The organism is Paenibacillus sp. FSL R7-0048 (genome assembly GCF_038004505.1).
GTDB lineage: Bacteria > Bacillota > Bacilli > Paenibacillales > Paenibacillaceae > Paenibacillus_AQ > Paenibacillus_AQ odorifer.
In genome coordinates this window covers 6,032,127-6,049,670 of record NZ_JBBORF010000001.1, presented here as the reverse complement: position 1 = coordinate 6,049,670, position 17,544 = coordinate 6,032,127, and the positions used below count along the sequence as shown (strand labels likewise).

16 protein-coding genes and 1 riboswitch are annotated in these 17,544 nt (G+C 44.3%); of the genes, 11 read left to right on the top strand and 5 right to left on the bottom strand.

What is annotated here, in order from left to right:
• Nucleotides 1-18: 18 nt before the first annotated feature.
• Nucleotides 19-162 (top strand): sporulation histidine kinase inhibitor Sda, encoded by a 144-nt coding sequence (locus NSQ91_RS26770; RefSeq protein WP_036685584.1) that lies wholly within the window; start codon nt 19-21, stop codon nt 160-162.
• 132 nt (nt 163-294) lie between these two features.
• Here NSQ91_RS26770 and NSQ91_RS26765 read toward each other — a convergent pair whose 3' ends face one another.
• Entirely contained in the window at nt 295-1,269 is a 975-nt protein-coding gene (locus NSQ91_RS26765; RefSeq protein WP_076184831.1) for an NAD(P)/FAD-dependent oxidoreductase, read from the bottom strand.
• 331 nt (nt 1,270-1,600) lie between these two features.
• On the opposite strand from NSQ91_RS26765, the gene NSQ91_RS26760 reads away from it, so the two are divergent.
• A complete protein-coding gene (locus NSQ91_RS26760) occupies nt 1,601-2,794 on the top strand; it encodes an NAD(P)/FAD-dependent oxidoreductase (protein WP_036685230.1) in 1,194 nt (397 codons plus the stop codon).
• A gap of 1 nt (nt 2,795) precedes the next feature.
• Nucleotides 2,796-3,074, top strand: a complete 279-nt coding sequence (locus NSQ91_RS26755; protein ID WP_036685228.1) for a hypothetical protein — start codon at nt 2,796-2,798, stop codon at nt 3,072-3,074.
• Nucleotides 3,075-3,141: 67 nt separating this feature from the next.
• Here the strand turns inward: NSQ91_RS26755 and hemQ are convergent, their stop codons facing one another.
• Nucleotides 3,142-3,900: a hydrogen peroxide-dependent heme synthase gene (hemQ, locus tag NSQ91_RS26750; protein WP_312148999.1), complete on the bottom strand. Its 759-nt coding sequence runs from the start codon at nt 3,898-3,900 to the stop codon at nt 3,142-3,144.
• 373 nt (nt 3,901-4,273) lie between these two features.
• On the opposite strand from hemQ, the gene NSQ91_RS26745 reads away from it, so the two are divergent.
• The 3 genes from NSQ91_RS26745 to dnaI all read left to right on the top strand — a co-directional run bounded on the left by NSQ91_RS26745 (nt 4,274) and on the right by dnaI (nt 7,324).
• Entirely contained in the window at nt 4,274-4,570 is a 297-nt protein-coding gene (locus NSQ91_RS26745) for a YuiB family protein (RefSeq protein ID WP_036685224.1), read from the top strand.
• 240 nt (nt 4,571-4,810) lie between these two features.
• Nucleotides 4,811-6,349 (top strand): DnaD domain protein, encoded by a 1,539-nt coding sequence (locus tag NSQ91_RS26740; RefSeq protein ID WP_076184760.1) that lies wholly within the window; start codon nt 4,811-4,813, stop codon nt 6,347-6,349.
• 18 nt (nt 6,350-6,367) lie between these two features.
• Nucleotides 6,368-7,324, top strand: coding sequence for a primosomal protein DnaI (gene dnaI / locus NSQ91_RS26735; protein WP_076304903.1), 957 nt, complete (start codon nt 6,368-6,370; stop codon nt 7,322-7,324).
• Nucleotides 7,325-7,748: 424 nt separating this feature from the next.
• On the opposite strand, the gene NSQ91_RS26730 is transcribed toward dnaI, so the two are convergent.
• Complete coding sequence (locus tag NSQ91_RS26730; protein ID WP_143767977.1) at nt 7,749-7,907, bottom strand: YqzM family protein; 159 nt, start codon at nt 7,905-7,907, stop codon at nt 7,749-7,751.
• A gap of 352 nt (nt 7,908-8,259) precedes the next feature.
• Between NSQ91_RS26730 and trxA the strand changes: the two genes are divergently transcribed.
• Nucleotides 8,260-8,577 carry a thioredoxin gene (trxA, locus tag NSQ91_RS26725; RefSeq protein WP_036679814.1) on the top strand — a complete coding sequence of 106 codons (318 nt, stop codon included), beginning with the start codon at nt 8,260-8,262 and terminating at the stop codon, nt 8,575-8,577.
• 121 nt (nt 8,578-8,698) lie between these two features.
• Complete coding sequence (uvrC, locus tag NSQ91_RS26720) at nt 8,699-10,651, top strand: excinuclease ABC subunit UvrC (protein WP_340920609.1); 1,953 nt, start codon at nt 8,699-8,701, stop codon at nt 10,649-10,651.
• 88 nt (nt 10,652-10,739) lie between these two features.
• On the opposite strand, the gene NSQ91_RS26715 is transcribed toward uvrC, so the two are convergent.
• The gene (locus NSQ91_RS26715) at nt 10,740-12,416 is read right to left on the bottom strand and encodes a CPBP family intramembrane glutamic endopeptidase (protein WP_340920606.1); all 1,677 of its coding nucleotides are present in this window, start codon (nt 12,414-12,416) and stop codon (nt 10,740-10,742) included.
• A 322-nt stretch (nt 12,417-12,738) separates the two neighbouring features.
• Nucleotides 12,739-12,916: riboswitch (cyclic di-AMP (ydaO/yuaA leader) on the top strand.
• Nucleotides 12,917-12,978: 62 nt separating this feature from the next.
• Here NSQ91_RS26715 and NSQ91_RS26710 point away from each other — a divergent pair.
• A complete protein-coding gene (locus tag NSQ91_RS26710) occupies nt 12,979-14,337 on the top strand; it encodes a TrkH family potassium uptake protein (RefSeq protein ID WP_249267754.1) in 1,359 nt (452 codons plus the stop codon).
• Between the two features lie 13 nt (nt 14,338-14,350).
• Nucleotides 14,351-15,022, top strand: a complete 672-nt coding sequence (locus tag NSQ91_RS26705; protein ID WP_036679808.1) for a potassium channel family protein — start codon at nt 14,351-14,353, stop codon at nt 15,020-15,022.
• A gap of 523 nt (nt 15,023-15,545) precedes the next feature.
• Here the strand turns inward: NSQ91_RS26705 and NSQ91_RS26700 are convergent.
• Complete coding sequence (locus tag NSQ91_RS26700) at nt 15,546-16,448, bottom strand: LysR family transcriptional regulator (protein ID WP_036679806.1); 903 nt, start codon at nt 16,446-16,448, stop codon at nt 15,546-15,548.
• Between the two features lie 402 nt (nt 16,449-16,850).
• Between NSQ91_RS26700 and NSQ91_RS26695 the strand changes: the two genes are divergently transcribed.
• On the top strand, nt 16,851-17,516 hold the full coding sequence (locus NSQ91_RS26695; protein WP_036679804.1) for a succinate dehydrogenase cytochrome b558 subunit: 666 nt from the start codon (nt 16,851-16,853) through the stop codon (nt 17,514-17,516).
• The last annotated feature ends 28 nt before the right edge of the window (nt 17,517-17,544 follow it).

Here is a 17,544-nt window from a genome sequence, read left to right as displayed (position 1 = left end):
GAAAGGTAGATGAAGTTTATGGTTGAATTGTCGGATGAGATGCTGCTTGACTCTTACCATAGAGCAATAGAGCTGCAACTAGAGCATGATTTCATCGCTCTTCTACTCGTTGAAATTCGCAAACGAAACTTACACTCTCCAGTACATGCGGTTCTTCATTAAAAAGCGCAAAGGATAACTTTGTAGCAGGCTACATATATAAAACCGCGAGGCACAAACAAACATAAAAGGGTATCCTCACAGGCTGTTATTAACAGGCCTGTAAGAATACCCTTTTTTATTGTGTTAATAGATTTAGAGTTTCATATTACTGCTGTGACCCGGTGAAAGCTTCGCTTCTGGATCAATGTACACCTTAGCATTATTCACAGCCGTTGGAGCTTCGCCAAATCCTACAGCAATCAGCTTCAGCTTACCAGGATAAGTTGTGATATCGCCGGCAGCAAAAATGCCTGGAATGCTTGTTTCCATACGCGAGTCAACAACAATGGAGTTCCCCTCAATATCAATACCCCATTCGGCAATAGGACCTAGGGAAGAGATGAATCCGAAGTTAACAATAACGCTGTCCACTTCAATTTCTTGAGTTTCTTTGGTCTTGATATTTGACAATGTAACCTTGGTAATGAACTCATCACCATGCAGCTCTGTAATTTCAGTAGGGGTAACTACGTTAACCTTGGAAGCCATCAGGTTCTCAACGCTATGTTCATGCGCACGGAATTTATCCCGGCGGTGAATCAGGGTTACCTGTTCAGCGATGGGTTCCAGCATGAGCGCCCAGTCAACTGCAGAGTCACCGCCACCGCTGATCAGAACTTTTTTATCTTTAAAGGCATTTAGATCATTTACAAAATAATGGAGGTTTGCTTTTTCAAAACGTCCAGCGTTGGGTAATTCCAAACGACGAGGTTCAAATGCACCTACACCAGCTGTAATGATGATCGCCTTACTGTGGTATTCGGCTACATCGGTTGTAACCACAAAATGACGTTCGTCCCGTTTTTGAACAGAAATCACTTTCTCCTCCAGCCGGATATTGGATTGGAACATATCCATTTGCCGAGACAGGTTGTCGACCAATTCTTGTGCTGTTATTTTTGGAAAACCTGCCACATCATAAATGTATTTTTCTGGATAAAGGGCAGCAAGTTGTCCCCCCAATTGGGGCATACTTTCAATAAGGGTTACTGATGCCTGACGCATTCCGCCGTAAAATGCGGCAAACATGCCAGCTGGCCCGCCACCTATGATTAAAAGGTCGCTCATAGGAACGCTGGATTGCTCTTGGGTCACGGGATATTACACCTCCGAGTTGATATATTCATTTTGCCATACTTGTGTACCTACTTATTATAATCATTGTGACACATACCTGCAAAGAAAGACTTTAGAAGTCAATAAAAGTGTGACGTTTTTTAGTATTTTAATGTTTGATTAATGCTACACTAAGGTTTACAATGGATATGGTCAATTTAGAAATGCTTCAAGTTTGATTGGAATTTCTTCTAAATATAAGTGTATAAATTCACAAAAAGGACCGTACATTGTTTCAATAAAAAATACAAAGACAGATTTACCTCTTGGAAGGAGCCGGAACATGAGTAGTATTCCCAAAATCGTTATCTTAGGCGCGGGCTATGGGGGTATTTTGACCGCACAGCGCTTGCAGAAGGCTTTGAATTATAATGAAGCGGATGTCACGCTTGTAAACCGTCACGAGTACCACTATTTTACTACCCATCTACATATGCCTGCGGCGGGTACGGACAGTATTGAACACACTCGGGTGTCCATTTCGAAACTAATCGATGAATTCAAGATCGACCTCGTGAAGTCATCTGTTCAGGAAATTCGTACTCAGCAGAAAAAGATTATTTTGGAGGATGGTACCCTATCGTACGATTATCTTGTCATTGCTTTAGGTGGAGAGCCTGAAACATTTGGTATTCCTGGACTTGATAAATACGCACTGACAATCCGGAGCATCAATTCCGTTCGTTTAATTCGCGAGCATATTGAATATCAATTCGCTAAGTACAAGAACGAGAACAATGCTCAGGAGCATATTAATTTTGTTGTCGGTGGTGCCGGCTTTAGCGGTATCGAATTTGTAGCTGAATTAGCTGACCGTATCCCTGGACTGTGTAAAGAATATGACGTTGATCCAAGTATGGTTAATATATATAACGTAGAGGCTGCTCCGACAGCACTGCCTGGTTTTGCTCCTGAGCTTGTCGAGTATGCGATGGACTTGCTCACCAAAAAGGGAGTTACCTTCAAGATGGGTGTTGCGATCAAGGAGTGTCTGCCAAACGGGGTAATTCTGGCATCAGGCGAAGAAATCAAAGCCTCCACAATTATTTGGACAGGCGGAATCCGTGGCAATCGTCTTATTGAGGCTGCCGGATTTGAAGCTATGCGTGGGCGCGTGAAGGTAGATGAATATCTACGTGCACCGGGCCAAGAGAATATCTTCATTATTGGTGATGGCTCCCTTATGATTAATCCGGAAGGACGCCCTTACCCGCCAACCGCTCAAATTGCTATGCAGCAGGGTGAATGCTGTGCGCATAATTTGGTGGCGGCAATCCGCAATCAACAGCCGAAGAAATTCGCATTCAGCAATAAAGGAACCGTAGCTTCCCTAGGCAAAGGCCAAGGAATCGCTGTAGTAGGCAGCAAAACTTACAAGGGCTGGACTGCAGCTCAGTTGAAAAAAGTTGTAGATATGCGCTACTTGTTCATTATCGGCGGAATTCCGCTGGTTCTGAAAAAAGGAAGATTCTTATAAGATGCGCCATTGCAGCGTACAGGTACGCGGACTGCTGACTCGTGAAGAATTGGACCGTTATAACGGACTGATAGAGGTTGGATCTTATCTGGAGGATCAGAACCAGTATGATCTGGCTTATATCGTTCAGAAGGAAATTGATCTGCTCATTCTCCCTGGTATCGAACGCCTGAAGGATAAAGGGCGCGCTCGGGATCGGGCCACGGCTGAATATCTGGAAAGTTTACGTGAAGATGATGAGGATAACGAAGATGAGGATTCAGGAACTTCGGTGTCTTAATCTAATCATATGGCAGTTAAAAAGGGTGTGTCTCCATGCGAACTGGAGACACACCCTTTTTTTGTTGTTACAGCTTGAGCATTTCTTCAAAAGATTCTTCAGTCAGCAGATTACCGACATAAAAAGGTCCGAATTGGCCGTAGCGAGCACTTACTTCGTCAAAACGCATTTCGTATACCAGCTTTTTGAATTGCAGTGCATCTTCAGCGAACAGAGTCACGCCCCATTCCCAGTCATCAAAACCGACGGAGCCGGTAATAATTTGCTTCACTTTACCTGCATATGAACGTCCAATTAACCCGTGTGAAGCCATGAGCTCCCGGCGTTTGTCCATATCAAGCATGTACCAGTTATCGGCAAGCTCGCGTTTTTTGTTCATAGGATAGAAACAAATGTGTTTCGCTTGCGGTAAAATAGGCTTTAAACGTGCGGCAACATGCGGATTCTGCATAGGGTCGCTGCCGTCGCTGCCACTGCCACCAGCAGCGTAGTTGCTTAATTCAACAATACTTACATATGAATAAGCTTTGGTTGTATATTGAGCAAAAGCGATTTTGTTAAAGGCGGTCTCAAGCTGGTTCAAAGCTTCTAGGCTTTCGCGCAAAAACATCATTACAAAATCAGCCTTTTGGCCCACTATGGAGTATACTGCGGTGCTGCCTTCTTTAGCTTCCTCAACAGGGCTCCATTCCTGCATAAAAGCATGTAGTTCTTCCAGGGCAACGGCACGTTCTTCATCATCTGCTGCCGTCCAAGCGGTCCAGTTCAGAGAGCGGAAGTCATGCAGTGCATACCAGCCTTCCAGTGTCAAAGCGGCTTCGATCATGATCTCACTCCTTAAAAGTTTTACGAAGCATAAGCCTCGCTGAAATAACATCGCGTAAAACTTGCTTCGAAAGCATACGCTTAGTTTTACGAAGCATAAGCCTCGCCCAAAATAACATCGCGTAAAACTCGCAATTGAAGCATAAACTTAGTCTTACGAAGCATCTGCTTCATAGGCTATGTATGATCTGATTAATCTACTTGCATTGTATCGCAATCAAGCCGCCAAGAGCAAACGGAGGCATCCTCTAAGTGTGCGAATTAGTGCGTGGATTTGAATAAAGTTCATTGCTTCGTGACATTTTTTCTAGTAAACTTACTACTAGCTTGTAAAAGATGTGCGCTTCTTTATAGAAAGGGGTGGAGACGGTAAGATGGGATTTATTCCAGTGTTTATCCTAGCCGTTTTATTCTTTGTGATGATGTTTGGTATCGGCTTTATTCTTAACATGTTAATGAAGACAACCTGGTTTCCCGCTTATCTATTCGTACTTATTATTCTACCCGTCGTAATCTATTCTATTTGGGATAGAAACGCGATGTCGCTCTGGGAGCATCTCTCCAGTTTCCACTTTGTTGATTATCTTACAGGTGTCGCTGGTCTTGCAGGTGCTATACTTAGTGGATGGACCATTCAAAAGCTGCGCTTTGGCGGTTACAAGATGTTTTAAAGATTTGAAAGAGCCTATGTTATGAATCAGTCTTATATTTCTGCGAGAAACGGGATACCTTCCTCTTTAGAGGACGGCGAAGCCGTTTCTTCTTGTTTAATAGAGGTAGATATTCGTAAGAAGAAGTTGATTATATTGCGAAAAGAGTCGAAATTGGGATTTTATTTACATTTTCGCTATGTTAATTTGTGATAGAATAGAATCCTGTATGAATTCGTGTAAACAAGGGGGTATCCGTAGATGCGGATGAGTAACTTACATCATTTCACCGAACATCATCGGTACTGCGTTTCCCGCGAATTTGGTCTTAGTGTTATAGATGGACGTATGCTTAGCTCTGTATATCAACCTATGGTAGGAGCCTTTGCAATCAGTTTCTATCGCTTGCTGGTTGAACATGTGCCAGCAGATAGCATTGGCTATTCTGGAGTGGAGCAACAGCGCAGGCTATTTATGACTTTGGGTGTTGAACCCAATGAGAAAGGCCGCAAATATTTAATTGATCAGGCTTCCCGGTTAGAAGCAGTGGGTCTGTTGCAGACCTGTCGAATCTATGTGCCGGAAACAGATGATTATTTATATGAATATGAGCTAATGCCGCCGCTATCGCCAGCCGACTTTTTTGCCACTCAGCATTTAACCTTGCTGTTACGTGATAAGATTGGCAAATTTGCTGTGCTGTCCTTACGGGAACAGTTCTGGAATCGCGAACCGGAAGAGTGGAGTCGCAGATCTATAGGCAAAGAGAATATTTCCGTGCCTTTTTATGATATTTTTCAACTTAATACACATGTCATTGATTATGAGCTGGAGCAAGCTTTGGCAGAGGTAGCCTCTGTTCGACAGCCCGGCACGCTTGAATCCGGAGAGCAGGCAATCGGATATAGTGACATTATTTTGCGTTTTCCACGGGAATCTGTGAATCGGGCTCATGTAGAAAAACTGCGCTTTGACCATACTCAAATGGGTGTAATTAACTATGTTGCTCATAAATACGAACTGAGTCCGCAGGATTTATGTCGTTTGCTGGATGAGGATGGAGTGTTCTCACCGGAGGGCGAGGTCATGCTGGATGCGTTGCAATATAAAGCGAGCCAACATTTCAGGCAAGATATGAAACGACAGGAAAAACGTGAAATTGCAGCTGCGAAAGTTGTTTCTATCCGGTCCAGTGCGACCGAAGAGAATGATGATTCTATAGCACCACCAGAGCAATCAGTAGAGATGGAGTTTTATGTAGAAGTACCGCCACAATTTTTGTCCAAGTGTGACATTCACCAATATAATATGATGCTGCGAAACGAACCTTATACAAGACTGCTACAAACCTTTTTCCCGGGTGCAGTACCCAGCCATCTGATGGATATGTTCGAGAAAATAGATCTGAACTATAAGCTGAGCGGTGAAGTAATTAATGTACTCATTCATTATTTAATGACTATGGTAGCCTCGGGTGGAGAACAGCGGATGAACCGCAATTTTGTAGAGGCTATCGCCTCCAATATGCTGGTTAAACAAGTGAACACCTACGAGAAGGCTGTAAGATATATTAGAGATCAGTCCAAAGTGAAGGGCAAGGGGACAACGGCTAATACGGCTGGAGGAACACGATCACGTTCTTATGCCAAAAATACAGGCCGCTCCAATAAACCGGAAATTCCGATTGTGCTGGATGATGGAAGTGCCGGAACAGTATCGGAAGAGGAATTCGCGGCGATGATGAAGAAAGCGGCAGAAATTAAGGCCAGTAAGAAAAAAGGCGTATCGCAAACGCCTTAATGAAAGAGAGGTGGAACAATGGAGTCTATGGGCGATGTACTTCGTTCGATCAACAATCCAACTCTACGGCAGCGTCAACGCGATCTTGAACAGGGGTTATTCAATCATCCACTTGTGAAGGCATTACAGTCCGAACATCCTGAACTGGACGAATCACGACTGCGGCTTCATATGAGTCGCCTGTATCAATATGTAGAGGAAAGCCGAAACTGTGCGAACTGCCCAGGACTAGAGAAGTGTCCAAATGATTTTCCTGGCCATTATAGTAAACTAACGGTAGAAACTGTGAATGGTTCAGTGGATCTATATGAACGCAAGACGGCATGCCGGCTTAAAGTGGCACAAGATAATCAGGATAACATCCGCAAACGTATTCGTAGCTTTTATGTGGACGAGCGTGTACTTAACGGCGGTTATGATGAGATAGATATTATGGGCAAAGACCCGCGCCGGGTCTCGGCTGTGAATAAAATATTTGATTATATCACGAATGTTAAAGAGGAAGGCCTGACTTCACGCGGCATTTATTTACATGGCTCTTTCGGAACAGGCAAAACTTTTTTGATGTGTTATTTACTGCATGAGCTTGCTGTTACTGGATATACCGGAGTGATCGTATACATGCCGGACTTTATAGAGGACTTGAAATCGATCATGATGGATGGCCAGAAGATGAAGGAAACTGTTGATACGATGAAAAACTGCGATTTACTTATTTTTGATGACATTGGTGCGGAAAATTTGAATCCTTGGGCTCGTGATCATGTACTTGGGGCGATCTTGAATTATCGGATGAACCGCAAACCAACCTTCTACACCTCGAATTATCCGTTGGATGGCTTGGAGAAACATCTTAGCTTTACGAGCAAAGATGGTGAAGAGGTCTATAAAGGCCAACGACTAATGGATCGCATTGCTCCTTTTGTGGATGTTCTTCCACTGCATGGGGAAAATCAACGAGGGGCCAATAGATAAGCCTGGAATATTCATAATGTAAAATTCAAAAGAGCAGTGATTCCTCTTTTATTGGAGGATCGCTGCTCTTCGTTTTTTTTAGTTATTCGAACTCAAACGCCGCTTTTTCCCTGCTACGAAGCAGGATCGCCTTAAGTCCTGATTGTTTTTCACTTGTTCAAACACACTTTCGGGTTGCAGCATCTGGCGGGCATACTGAATCTGATCGATAATTAGGGAAAGTCTCCCTAAAAATGAACTGATTCGTCAGCGAAAACAGATATTCTCCCGATTATTAGGGAGGAATTCCCTGATTCCGTTCATTTATAGCAAATATCGGCTATAATCAGGGAGGTTTTCCCTCATTATTCCAAAAAAAGAAGCCGCCCCATAAGTAGCATTCACTACTTTTGAGACAGCTTCTTTTTATTGTGCGATGATTCCTTTATTCCGAGAGAATGAATTTAAGGATGACCATTCCGAAAAAGACAACCGTCATAAACGTGGTCATTCCGAAAAATCCGGTCATTAAATCCCCAAGATCATTGCGGGGTTCTTCGTTGATATGTTCTCGTGGGTCCCGTACTTGCGCGTTAATATCCATAGTTTCTGCCTCCTTACAGGGACAAGCCCTGTATTATTAGATGCAAATTGACATTTGTTTATGAAATAAGTCATTGACAATTAATGCGCTTTCTTTAAGTATACCGAAATGCTGGGGAGGTTGTAAAGAAAAGAGTACGCAAAAAAATACATTGAAGGCAATATAATTGCGAGTGATATTTCACATATCCCATAAAGATATGTTATACTTGTAATGTGTCGGTAAGTGGTAATTTGGTTATCATATTACATGAAACAATTTATTAACTCATATTTCGGAGCAGCTTCCATGAACTAAGCTTTGGCTTAAGATGTGCGTAATGCTTCGCAAAACTTAAAGGAGGAACAATATCATGGCTATCGTGAACGTGTCTGACCAATCCTTCAGTAACGAAGTGGAAGGTCAAGGTACTGTAGTAGTAGACTTCTGGGCTCCTTGGTGTGGTCCTTGTAAAATGCTCGCTCCAATCTTGGATGAATTGTCCACAGAGCTCGGAGACGACGTGAAAATTGCAAAATTGAATGTGGATGAGAATCCGGAAACGGCTTCCCGTTTTGGTGTTATGAGTATCCCAACTCTGATCTTCTTCAAAGATGGTCAACCGGTAGATAAAGTTGTGGGACTGAACTCCAAAGAATCCCTGAAAAATATCGTAGCAAAACATCAATAATTGATAGATGCTACTGTTCGGGCCTCGGCCCTGCCACTCAGCGCCTTCGGTTCATTCCGGAGGCGTTTTGTGTGCTGAATGCCAACTAATCATGGGTCCAATTTAGCTGGAGGGGATCATTTTGGACAATATCCGCAATAAACTGGCACTACTACCCGATCTGCCTGGCTGCTATCTGATGAAGAATCAGGAAGGCACTATTATTTATGTGGGCAAAGCGAAGGTACTTAAGAATCGGGTACGCTCTTATTTTACAGGCAGTCATAATGGTAAAACGCAGCGGCTTGTCGCTAATATTGCTGATTTCGAATACATCGTTACGTCCAGTAACATGGAAGCGCTCATTCTAGAGTGTAATCTGATTAAGAAACATATGCCGCGTTATAATGTGCTTTTGAAAGACGACAAGACGTTTCCTTATATAAAAATAACGAATGAAACTCACCCGCGCCTTGAGGTTACACGCCGGGTGATTAAAGATAAAGCAAAATATTTTGGCCCTTATCCTAATGCTTATGCTGCTCAGCAGACTAAAAAGCTCCTAGATCGTATGTACCCGCTTCGTAAATGCGGCGTGATGCCAAAGGAGGTCTGTCTTTACTATCACATGGGCCAGTGTTTGGCACCGTGTGAGAAGGAGGTTCAGAAATCCGAGTATGAGCAGATTACGCAGGACATCGCTGCTTTTCTAGGCGGAGGTCATGAGGCGGTCAAAAAGGATTTACAGCAAAAAATGCAGGAAGCTGCTGAGGAATTATATTTTGAGCGGGCGAAGGAACTGCGGGATCAGATTATCCATATCGATGCATTAATGGAGAAGCAGAAGATCAACACTACAGATACTAAGGACCGGGACGTATTTGGTTATGCTGTAGACAAGGGATGGATGTGTGTACAGATTCTGTACATGAGACAAGGGAAGATGATTCAGCGCCATTCCTCCGTGTTCCCGTTCTATGGTGAAGCCTACAGTGACTTTATGTCTTATGTGACGCAGTATTATAGTGATAATCCCGCTTTGCCGCAGGAGATCCTGCTGCCGGATGTGCTCGATGAGGAGTCTCTGGCTAATAAAGAGACTAAACCCGAGATCGCCATAGCTGCTCCAGCAGAAGCGGATTTACAACAGGGTGAAGATACTCCTGAATCGGCTGAAGAGGCTGAGGTACGTGCGACGGCGGCGGAGGAAGCTGCGGCAGCTGGGATCGTGGATGCCGCTGGCGGCGCCTCCATTCTGCAGGAGTGGCTGGGCATTAAGGTGCTTGTGCCACAACGCGGTCTTAAGAAGCAGATGGTTGGCATGGCTTGCCAAAATGCAAGAGTGGCTATCGACGAGAAATTCCGGCTGATTGAACGGGATGAAGAGCGTACCTCTGGAGCAGCGATCAGCTTAGGCGAGAGCTTGGGGCTTGAACGCTTGAGCCGTATTGAGGCGTTCGATAACTCGAACATTCAGGGGACTAATCCGGTCTCAGCGATGGTTGTCTTCATTGATGGTAAGCCTGCACGAAAAGAGTACCGTAAATATAAGGTTCGTACGGTGGTGGGTGCGGATGATTATGGAACGATGCGCGAGGTCATTCGGCGGCGATATGAGCGGGTATTGAAGGAGAATCTTCCGATACCGGATCTTATCGTGGTCGATGGAGGGAAAGGGCAAATCTCCTCTGCTATTGATATTCTGGAGAATGAGCTGGGATTATTCATTCCGGTCTGCGGCCTTGTTAAGGATGATAAGCATAAGACGGCTCAGCTTTTGGTTGGAGATCCGCCAGAGCCTGTCGCGCTAGCCCGGGACAGTCAGGAATTTTACCTTTTGCAGCGGATTCAGGATGAGGTCCATAGGTTCGCGATCACCTTCCACCGTGAACAGCGCGGGAAGTCCATGGTTACCTCCAAGCTGGACTCTATACCTGGTATAGGTGAGAAGCGCCGTAAAGCGCTGCTAAAGCATTTCGGATCGCTTAAGAAAATTAAAGAAGCCTCCGTGGATGATTTCCGTACACTTTCTATTGGAGAAAAGCTGGCAAAACAAATTCTTGATGCGCTCAAGGATGAAGAGCCAACCTCATAGCAATGGTGACAAAAGAAAAAGGGTATCAAAGCAGCGACTAAAGCGGCTTTGATGCCCTTTTTTAATTTCATTACGTCTTCACATTAGTTTAAATCAAAGAAGAAGGCTCCACCGGCTTAGGCTTCTGTGGTGGATTAAATCGATAGACGATGTAAGCGACTATGAACGGCATAATAATCGCGAAGATACCCGCGCCTACATTTACGCTCTCCTTCATAAAGATCAGCGTAGCGCCCATCAGGATGCTGTCAAACACGACGTGGCTGAACATGACAGCAATAAACCCGTAACGAAGGAAAATATAGCTGAACAGCAGCCCGATTACAGTCAGCTCAATGGGACGGGAGCTGATGGGATAGATCGGATATAACGTATGGCCAAACGCCCAAACCAGTGTGGTGATCAAGCAAGCGATAAAAGTGTTCCGGAACACCTTTTTCAGCATAGGAATTCCGAAAAAGCGATAAATGGCTTCCTCAGATAAACCAGCGAGCCATGCGACGATAGGCAGAAGCCAAGCATATCTCATGTTATAGGGAGATTGGGTGGCGTCTGTAGTAGACCAATTGTGCAAGGTAAACGATAATATGATGAACATAACCGTCTGCACCCCTAGCAGAACGAAAGCCCAGATGTATCCAGCCCGGATACTGTCCAACACATATTGTCCATAGCCGGGCTCTTTGGCGCGGGGCCAAGGGTTCATGCCTTCCTCTTTTCGCCATAGGCCATTGCCGCCCACTAAAGAGAAGTAGAGCAAGGAGGACATCAGCAGGCTGTACAAAGCATAAATGATAAACATAATGACAGAGGTAATCTGTGCTTCTAGCCCTTCGCCCGTTGATTCAGGAAGCATATTATAGGTGCTGATCATCATGATTACAAAATAGGCTGAGCTTAGGAATACTCCACGTTTAAAGGAAGTATGCTCTCTTCTAAGAATACTGTAGACGAGTGCCAGAATTCCTAAAATCAGTGTGGGTATACCGTAACCGAATAATGTTAGCTTTTCCGCTAAAGAGGTCTGTCCTTGTACGTAGGAGGTATGCCAAGCTGGTGCAGTGAATCCGGCATTAAAGCTGGATACCTGCTCTCCACTGAAATCAAAATAATAGTGCAATAAGGATTCGCCGACCTGAACAGTACTATCCGTATACACTAGCCCATGGCTTCCTGTATTCGATTCAATTTGTAGCTTGGCAGGATTTACTTCCCATTCCTGAAGCCAAGGACGAGCAAGATTCTCCTTCTGCGCTAGAGTGAGGTCAGCTCCCTTGTCCTCTTTTGCACCAACGGAAGCGATGCCTGGCCCCTCTTCGGAGGTAACTTTTGCAGCCTTTGAGAAAGCGACAATCTTACCGTTATACATATTGAGGTCAACGATGATTTGCGGCTCTTGCTCCGCTGAAGGAGTAAGCGTTGCCCGAAAGACATCAAAAGGATATTTTTGATCCAATTTTTTCTTGGTGTAGTCCTCCACAAGCTTCTCGCGAGACATATAACCATAAAAGGAAGAGTCCGTCTGGTAAAGTACATTCCATTGATCGTTTGGTGCTTCGGTGTAGTTGAGCTTTTGTTCTGCAAATAATATGGCTTGGTCACGGGCTTCTGCCTTGCTAATGACGGTGGTATCTTCACCTGTAGGGCTACTAAGCAGTGAAGGGGAAATCTGAAACATAATAAATAGAATAAGACCGATAATGCCCGAGATGATGAGCCTCTTGGAGAGGGCACGTTGCTGTAAGGGCTGGCCGACGGGATTCATGTAACGCCTCCTTGTTATGTACTGTGACAATGTTATGTTCCATTATAGTATTAGTGCCTGGTTGGTTACAAAAAACATTATATGTTCTTTTTATGGGTAATAGAGATAGTATAGAATAGTCATGTGAATTTATACCATGAATTTTATCGTGTTCATTTCTGCACGAATGATGAGAATCGGTGTAATTGCAGGGAAAACACGGAAAAGTGATGAGAAAAGGCACTCCTTTTGATGCAGTCTCTTTAAACCGCATTTTTTCATGTGAATGAGCATTAATTGTGTCTTTGTGAATTCACTAAATAACGTATATAATTTGTATGCAATTGTATAGTAGCCGAATTTCTGGTGAAAACGGGGGAACCATAAGAAGTGATGAAAAGTGGAGTGTACACGATAAATGGCACTTTCATCAGGGGTGAATTTCGTTCTGGGAACGAATAGGGCAGCCTGCACAGTCCGAATCCGACAGCTAACCTCGTAGGCTAATTTACTGCAGGAACCAAGTCAGCATTGGTTTTCCAGTGCTTTTTTTGTTGGAATTTTTGATAAGAAGGTGAGCAAAGTGGCTTCACAGTTTCGCAGGATTTCTGAATTTAAGTTTCTGAAGCTCTCGCCGCCGCAGATACTGGTGCTTGGTTTTGCATCGATCATTCTGATAGGGGCCTTGCTGCTTATGCTGCCCATCTCAAGCACAAGCGGGAATTCCGTGGAATTTATTGATGCATTATTTACTTCAACGTCGGCAACCTGTGTTACAGGGCTTGTTGTGCTGGATACCGGAACTTCGTTCACCATTTTTGGGAAAACCGTAATTATGATTCTGATCCAGATCGGCGGCTTAGGTTTTATGACCATGGCCACTCTATTTTCACTGGTGTTAAAGCGTAAAATATCTTTGCGGGACAGGCTAATCCTACAGGAAGCCATGAATCAAGGCTCTATGGAAGGAATTGTGCGACTGATCCGGAGAGTCCTCATATATTCTCTTGTCATAGAAGGCTGTGCCGCTGTGCTGCTGTCTATTCGCTGGGCTTTTGATATGCCGTTGGGAAAAGCGATTTATTATGGCATATTTCATGCGGTGTCTATGTTTAATAATGCGGGGTTCGATATTTTTGGGGATTTTCGCAGTTTAACTGATTATGTATATGATCCGCTTGTGAATATTATTGTGATGTTTCTGATTGTCTCCGGCGGGATTGGTTTTATTGTAATGTCAGATCTGGTGGAGTTTCGGGTAACCCGCAGGCTGTCTCTACATAGTAAAGTTGTCCTGTCCACCAGTACAGGGCTGATTCTGATCGGAGCTTTGGTTATTTTTATATTTGAGTTTACTAACACTCGTACCCTGGGTTCACTGAATTTCGGCGGTAAAATATTATCGGCCTTCTTTCAATCCGTGTCTCCCCGTACGGCTGGCGCGAACACAGTAGATATTGCTGGACTTCGGCAGGCTACACAATTTTTTATAGTGATTCTTATGTTTATTGGTGCTTCTCCGGGCTCAACGGGCGGGGGGATTAAGACAACAACCTTTACGATGATGATTGGTGCTGTAATTGCTATGCTGCGTGGACGGGAAGATGTTGTGTTGTTCCGTTATCGGCTGGCTCAAGAGCGCATCTACAAGGCATTAACGATCACGCTGCTGGCTTTGTTGTTAATCGCCTCTGTGTCGATGATACTCTCCACAACTGAAGACAGTAATTTCTTGGCAATCTTGTTTGAGACGACCTCCGCCTTTGCTACGGTAGGACTGACTATGGGGCTAACTCCGGAACTGTCAGCGATCGGTAAGATTCTACTCTGTCTGACGATGTTTGCAGGTCGGCTAGGTCCACTAACCTTAGCGTATGCACTCGGTCCCAAACAGGGTAAACCACTGTATAAGTATCCGGAAGGTAAAATAATTATTGGATAGGAGTTAATTAGAAATGAAAGCACAGCAATTTGTAGTAATCGGCTTAGGTCGCTTCGGTTCAAGCCTGGCGCTTGAGCTGATGGAAATGGGCTACGAGGTGCTCGGCATTGACCACCATGAAGAACGCGTGGAGGAAATGAGCGATCAGCTGACGCATACGGTAGTAGCAGATGCTACAGATGAGGGAATTATGCGCTCGCTTGGTGTACGGAACTTTGATTGTGGGATTGTTGCGATTGGTGACAATATGGAGAGAAGCATTCTGGCGGCCATTTTGTTGAAGGAGATTGGAGTCAAGCAAGTGGTGGCTAAGGCAATCTCTATCCTTCATGGCCGCGCACTGTCGCGGCTGGGGGTTGATCGGGTTATTTTTCCGGAGCGGGATATGGGGATTCGTGTGGCACATCAGCTGGTGACGCCCAATTTGCTGGATTATATTGAACTGTCCAAGGATTATAAAATTGTCGAGCTGACCGTACCGTCCTGCATGAACGGCAGAAGCTTGTCTGATTTAAATACAAGAGCTAAATATGGCTGCAGTATTGTTGCCCTAAATAGGGAAAGTGGAATAATCGTCGCTCCAACTGCCCATGATTATTTAAGTGAAGGCGATGTTATGGTACTCATTGGTCCTAATGAAAGTATTGACCGTTTTGAGAGTGAAGTTGTGAACCAAGAATCATAGGAAAAGAAGCTGACTCAAAAGTAGTGAATTCTACTTGGGGGCAGCTTCTTTTTTATGGAGTAAAGAGTAGGAAAAGTAATGGATTTCACTATGCCATATGGCTATAGACCACGCGTAGTGTTCTAATATATTGGTTTGTGCGGTGGACGAGTTGTTAGGTGTGATATTCGTACGGCTGTAGTAGATGATTTGTGGTATCTGTGACGGTGGAATATGGGCGATATGCGTTCTTTGTTTGTACGATGTACAGAGTGGGTGTGAACTAATTAGGGAAAACCTCCCTAAAAATAGCCGCTATTCGCTCTAAATGAACGACATCAGGGAATTCCTCCCTAATAAACAGTGGGATTCCTTTATTAGTTACTGAATCAGCCGAAAATTAGGGAAGTTTTCCCTAATTTTAAGTCTGCTGAACAAAAATCTCTAAATTTCAGGGAGAAATTCCCTAATTACGCTATAAGTACTTCACTTATTACCTCATTTGGAGATCACTAGGTGCGCCCTTGATTCATTTGGTCCGGCTTTACTGCTCACGTTCTGTCAGAAACATCTCTTCGGTAACTTGCACCAGACTGCGAGCCGCCGTGCTCATGCTTCCATCGTCACGGTAGATCAGGCAGGTGGTCCGTTGAGTCTGCTCCAGCTCCTTGATATGTAAGGACACCAGCCCGCCGCCGTTCAGCAGTTCTGGACGCAGATAAGACTTTGGCAGCAACGCAGCCGCTTTGACAGTCGGAAGCAGCCGTACGATGGCTTCGAAGGAGTCAATCTCCATGCGCACATCGGGATCAATCCCGCAGCGCTGGAATAGATCGTCCGTCAGACGCCGGTACCAGGTCCCCTTTGAGAAGAGAATCATAGGCAGCCGGGATAGATTATCCATGGTTAGCTTGGAAGATAAATTTAAAGGATGCTGCTCTGAGACGACCAGTCGCAGTTGATCCTCAAACAGAGAAATGCAGCGTAACCCGGGTTCTTGAATAGAGGAAGCGATCAGACCTACATCTGATTTTCCCTCACTAACTGAGGATACGATCTCATGCGTTCGGCCTGTGATCAGCTTCAGCTCTGCGGTCGGATATTTATCCATATAAGCGTTTACCAGCGGCGGAAGCGTGGTCTGCAGTGAGGTAAGACTAGCCCCCAAGGTGACAAGCCTTGGCTCCCCCTCTTTAAATTTGGAAAGGGCTTCCAGAAACTTGGAACGCTGCTGCCGTTGTTCAAGCGCATAGGAATAAGTGAGACGCCCAACCTCGGTTAATTCCAGTCGTTTGCCATAACGATTAAACAGTGCGACCCCCAGACGTTCCTCGAGTTTAGAAATTTTGCGAGACAAGGCGGGCTGGGATAGATTGAGCTGGCGTGAGGCCCGGTTTAAGCTGGAATGTTCCACAACTGCTGCAAAAACATCTAAATCGTCAAACATAATTGAGTTCCTCTCCTAATGCGATGTACGATCAGTAGTGATGAAATTCATAGCCGTAAGAGTAACTGTTCTTATTACATAAGGAAAATCAGGTTATGTCGGAAAATGTTGTTTTGCTAAATGAGAATTATTATCATATAAAATCTATTCTTATGCGTTTATTGTATAACGTTTAATAATTAGATTGCAATTCCCTTATAAGCGAAAAAAGAGTAACATGAAAAGTGACACAAGATATTCACATTTTGTGAAAAATAAAACTAAGTCCGGTAAACTCTAGGATAACGGTAAATTAAGGAATTATGTCATTGGATTGTCAACGTTATCCTGTGTCAAATGTAGTTCCGGCGGTGAATACCCATTAATGAAAACGCTGTTTTAATCGGAAAGGGGTTACTTTGTATGAAAGGATTTTATTCCAGAAAGATTCATTCCTTGCTAGGCGTTATCCCACTTGGAGCCTTCTTCATTGAGCACATGATGACGAATTTTGCGGCTGTAGAGGGTGGCGCTTCCGGTTTCACTGACAGCGTGTTATGGCTGAACAGCCTGCCGCTCGTTTTCTTCCTGGAATTGTTCGGTATATGGCTTCCTCTGCTGTACCATGGGGTATACGGACTTTATATTGCGTATCAATCCAAGCCGAACTTGAACCGTTTCAACATTGAAAGAAACTGGCGTTATACCCTGCAACGGATTACAGGTATTGTTACCTTCATCTTTATCGTCTGGCACTTGTTCCAAACACGGGTTCAGGTGGCGGTGGGTAATGTGGAGCACGAAGAATTAGGCGGTCTGATGCATGATATCGTGACTCAGCCACTTCTGCTGACACTGTATATTATCGGTATCGTTGCTGCATGCTTCCACTTCTCGAACGGTCTCTGGTCTTTCTTGATCAGCTGGGGAATTACCGTAGGTCCACGTGCACAGCGGGTATCTTCTTACCTCTGTCTTGGCATATTTGTATTAGTAACTTTCATGTTCCTGATTTCGCTGGTTACTTTCCGTGACAGTGAATTTCAAACTGCAGCAACCATTGCCCAGTCCATAAAGACCTTCATTTAATTTAAGAATCCTTTCTGATATTTTCGAT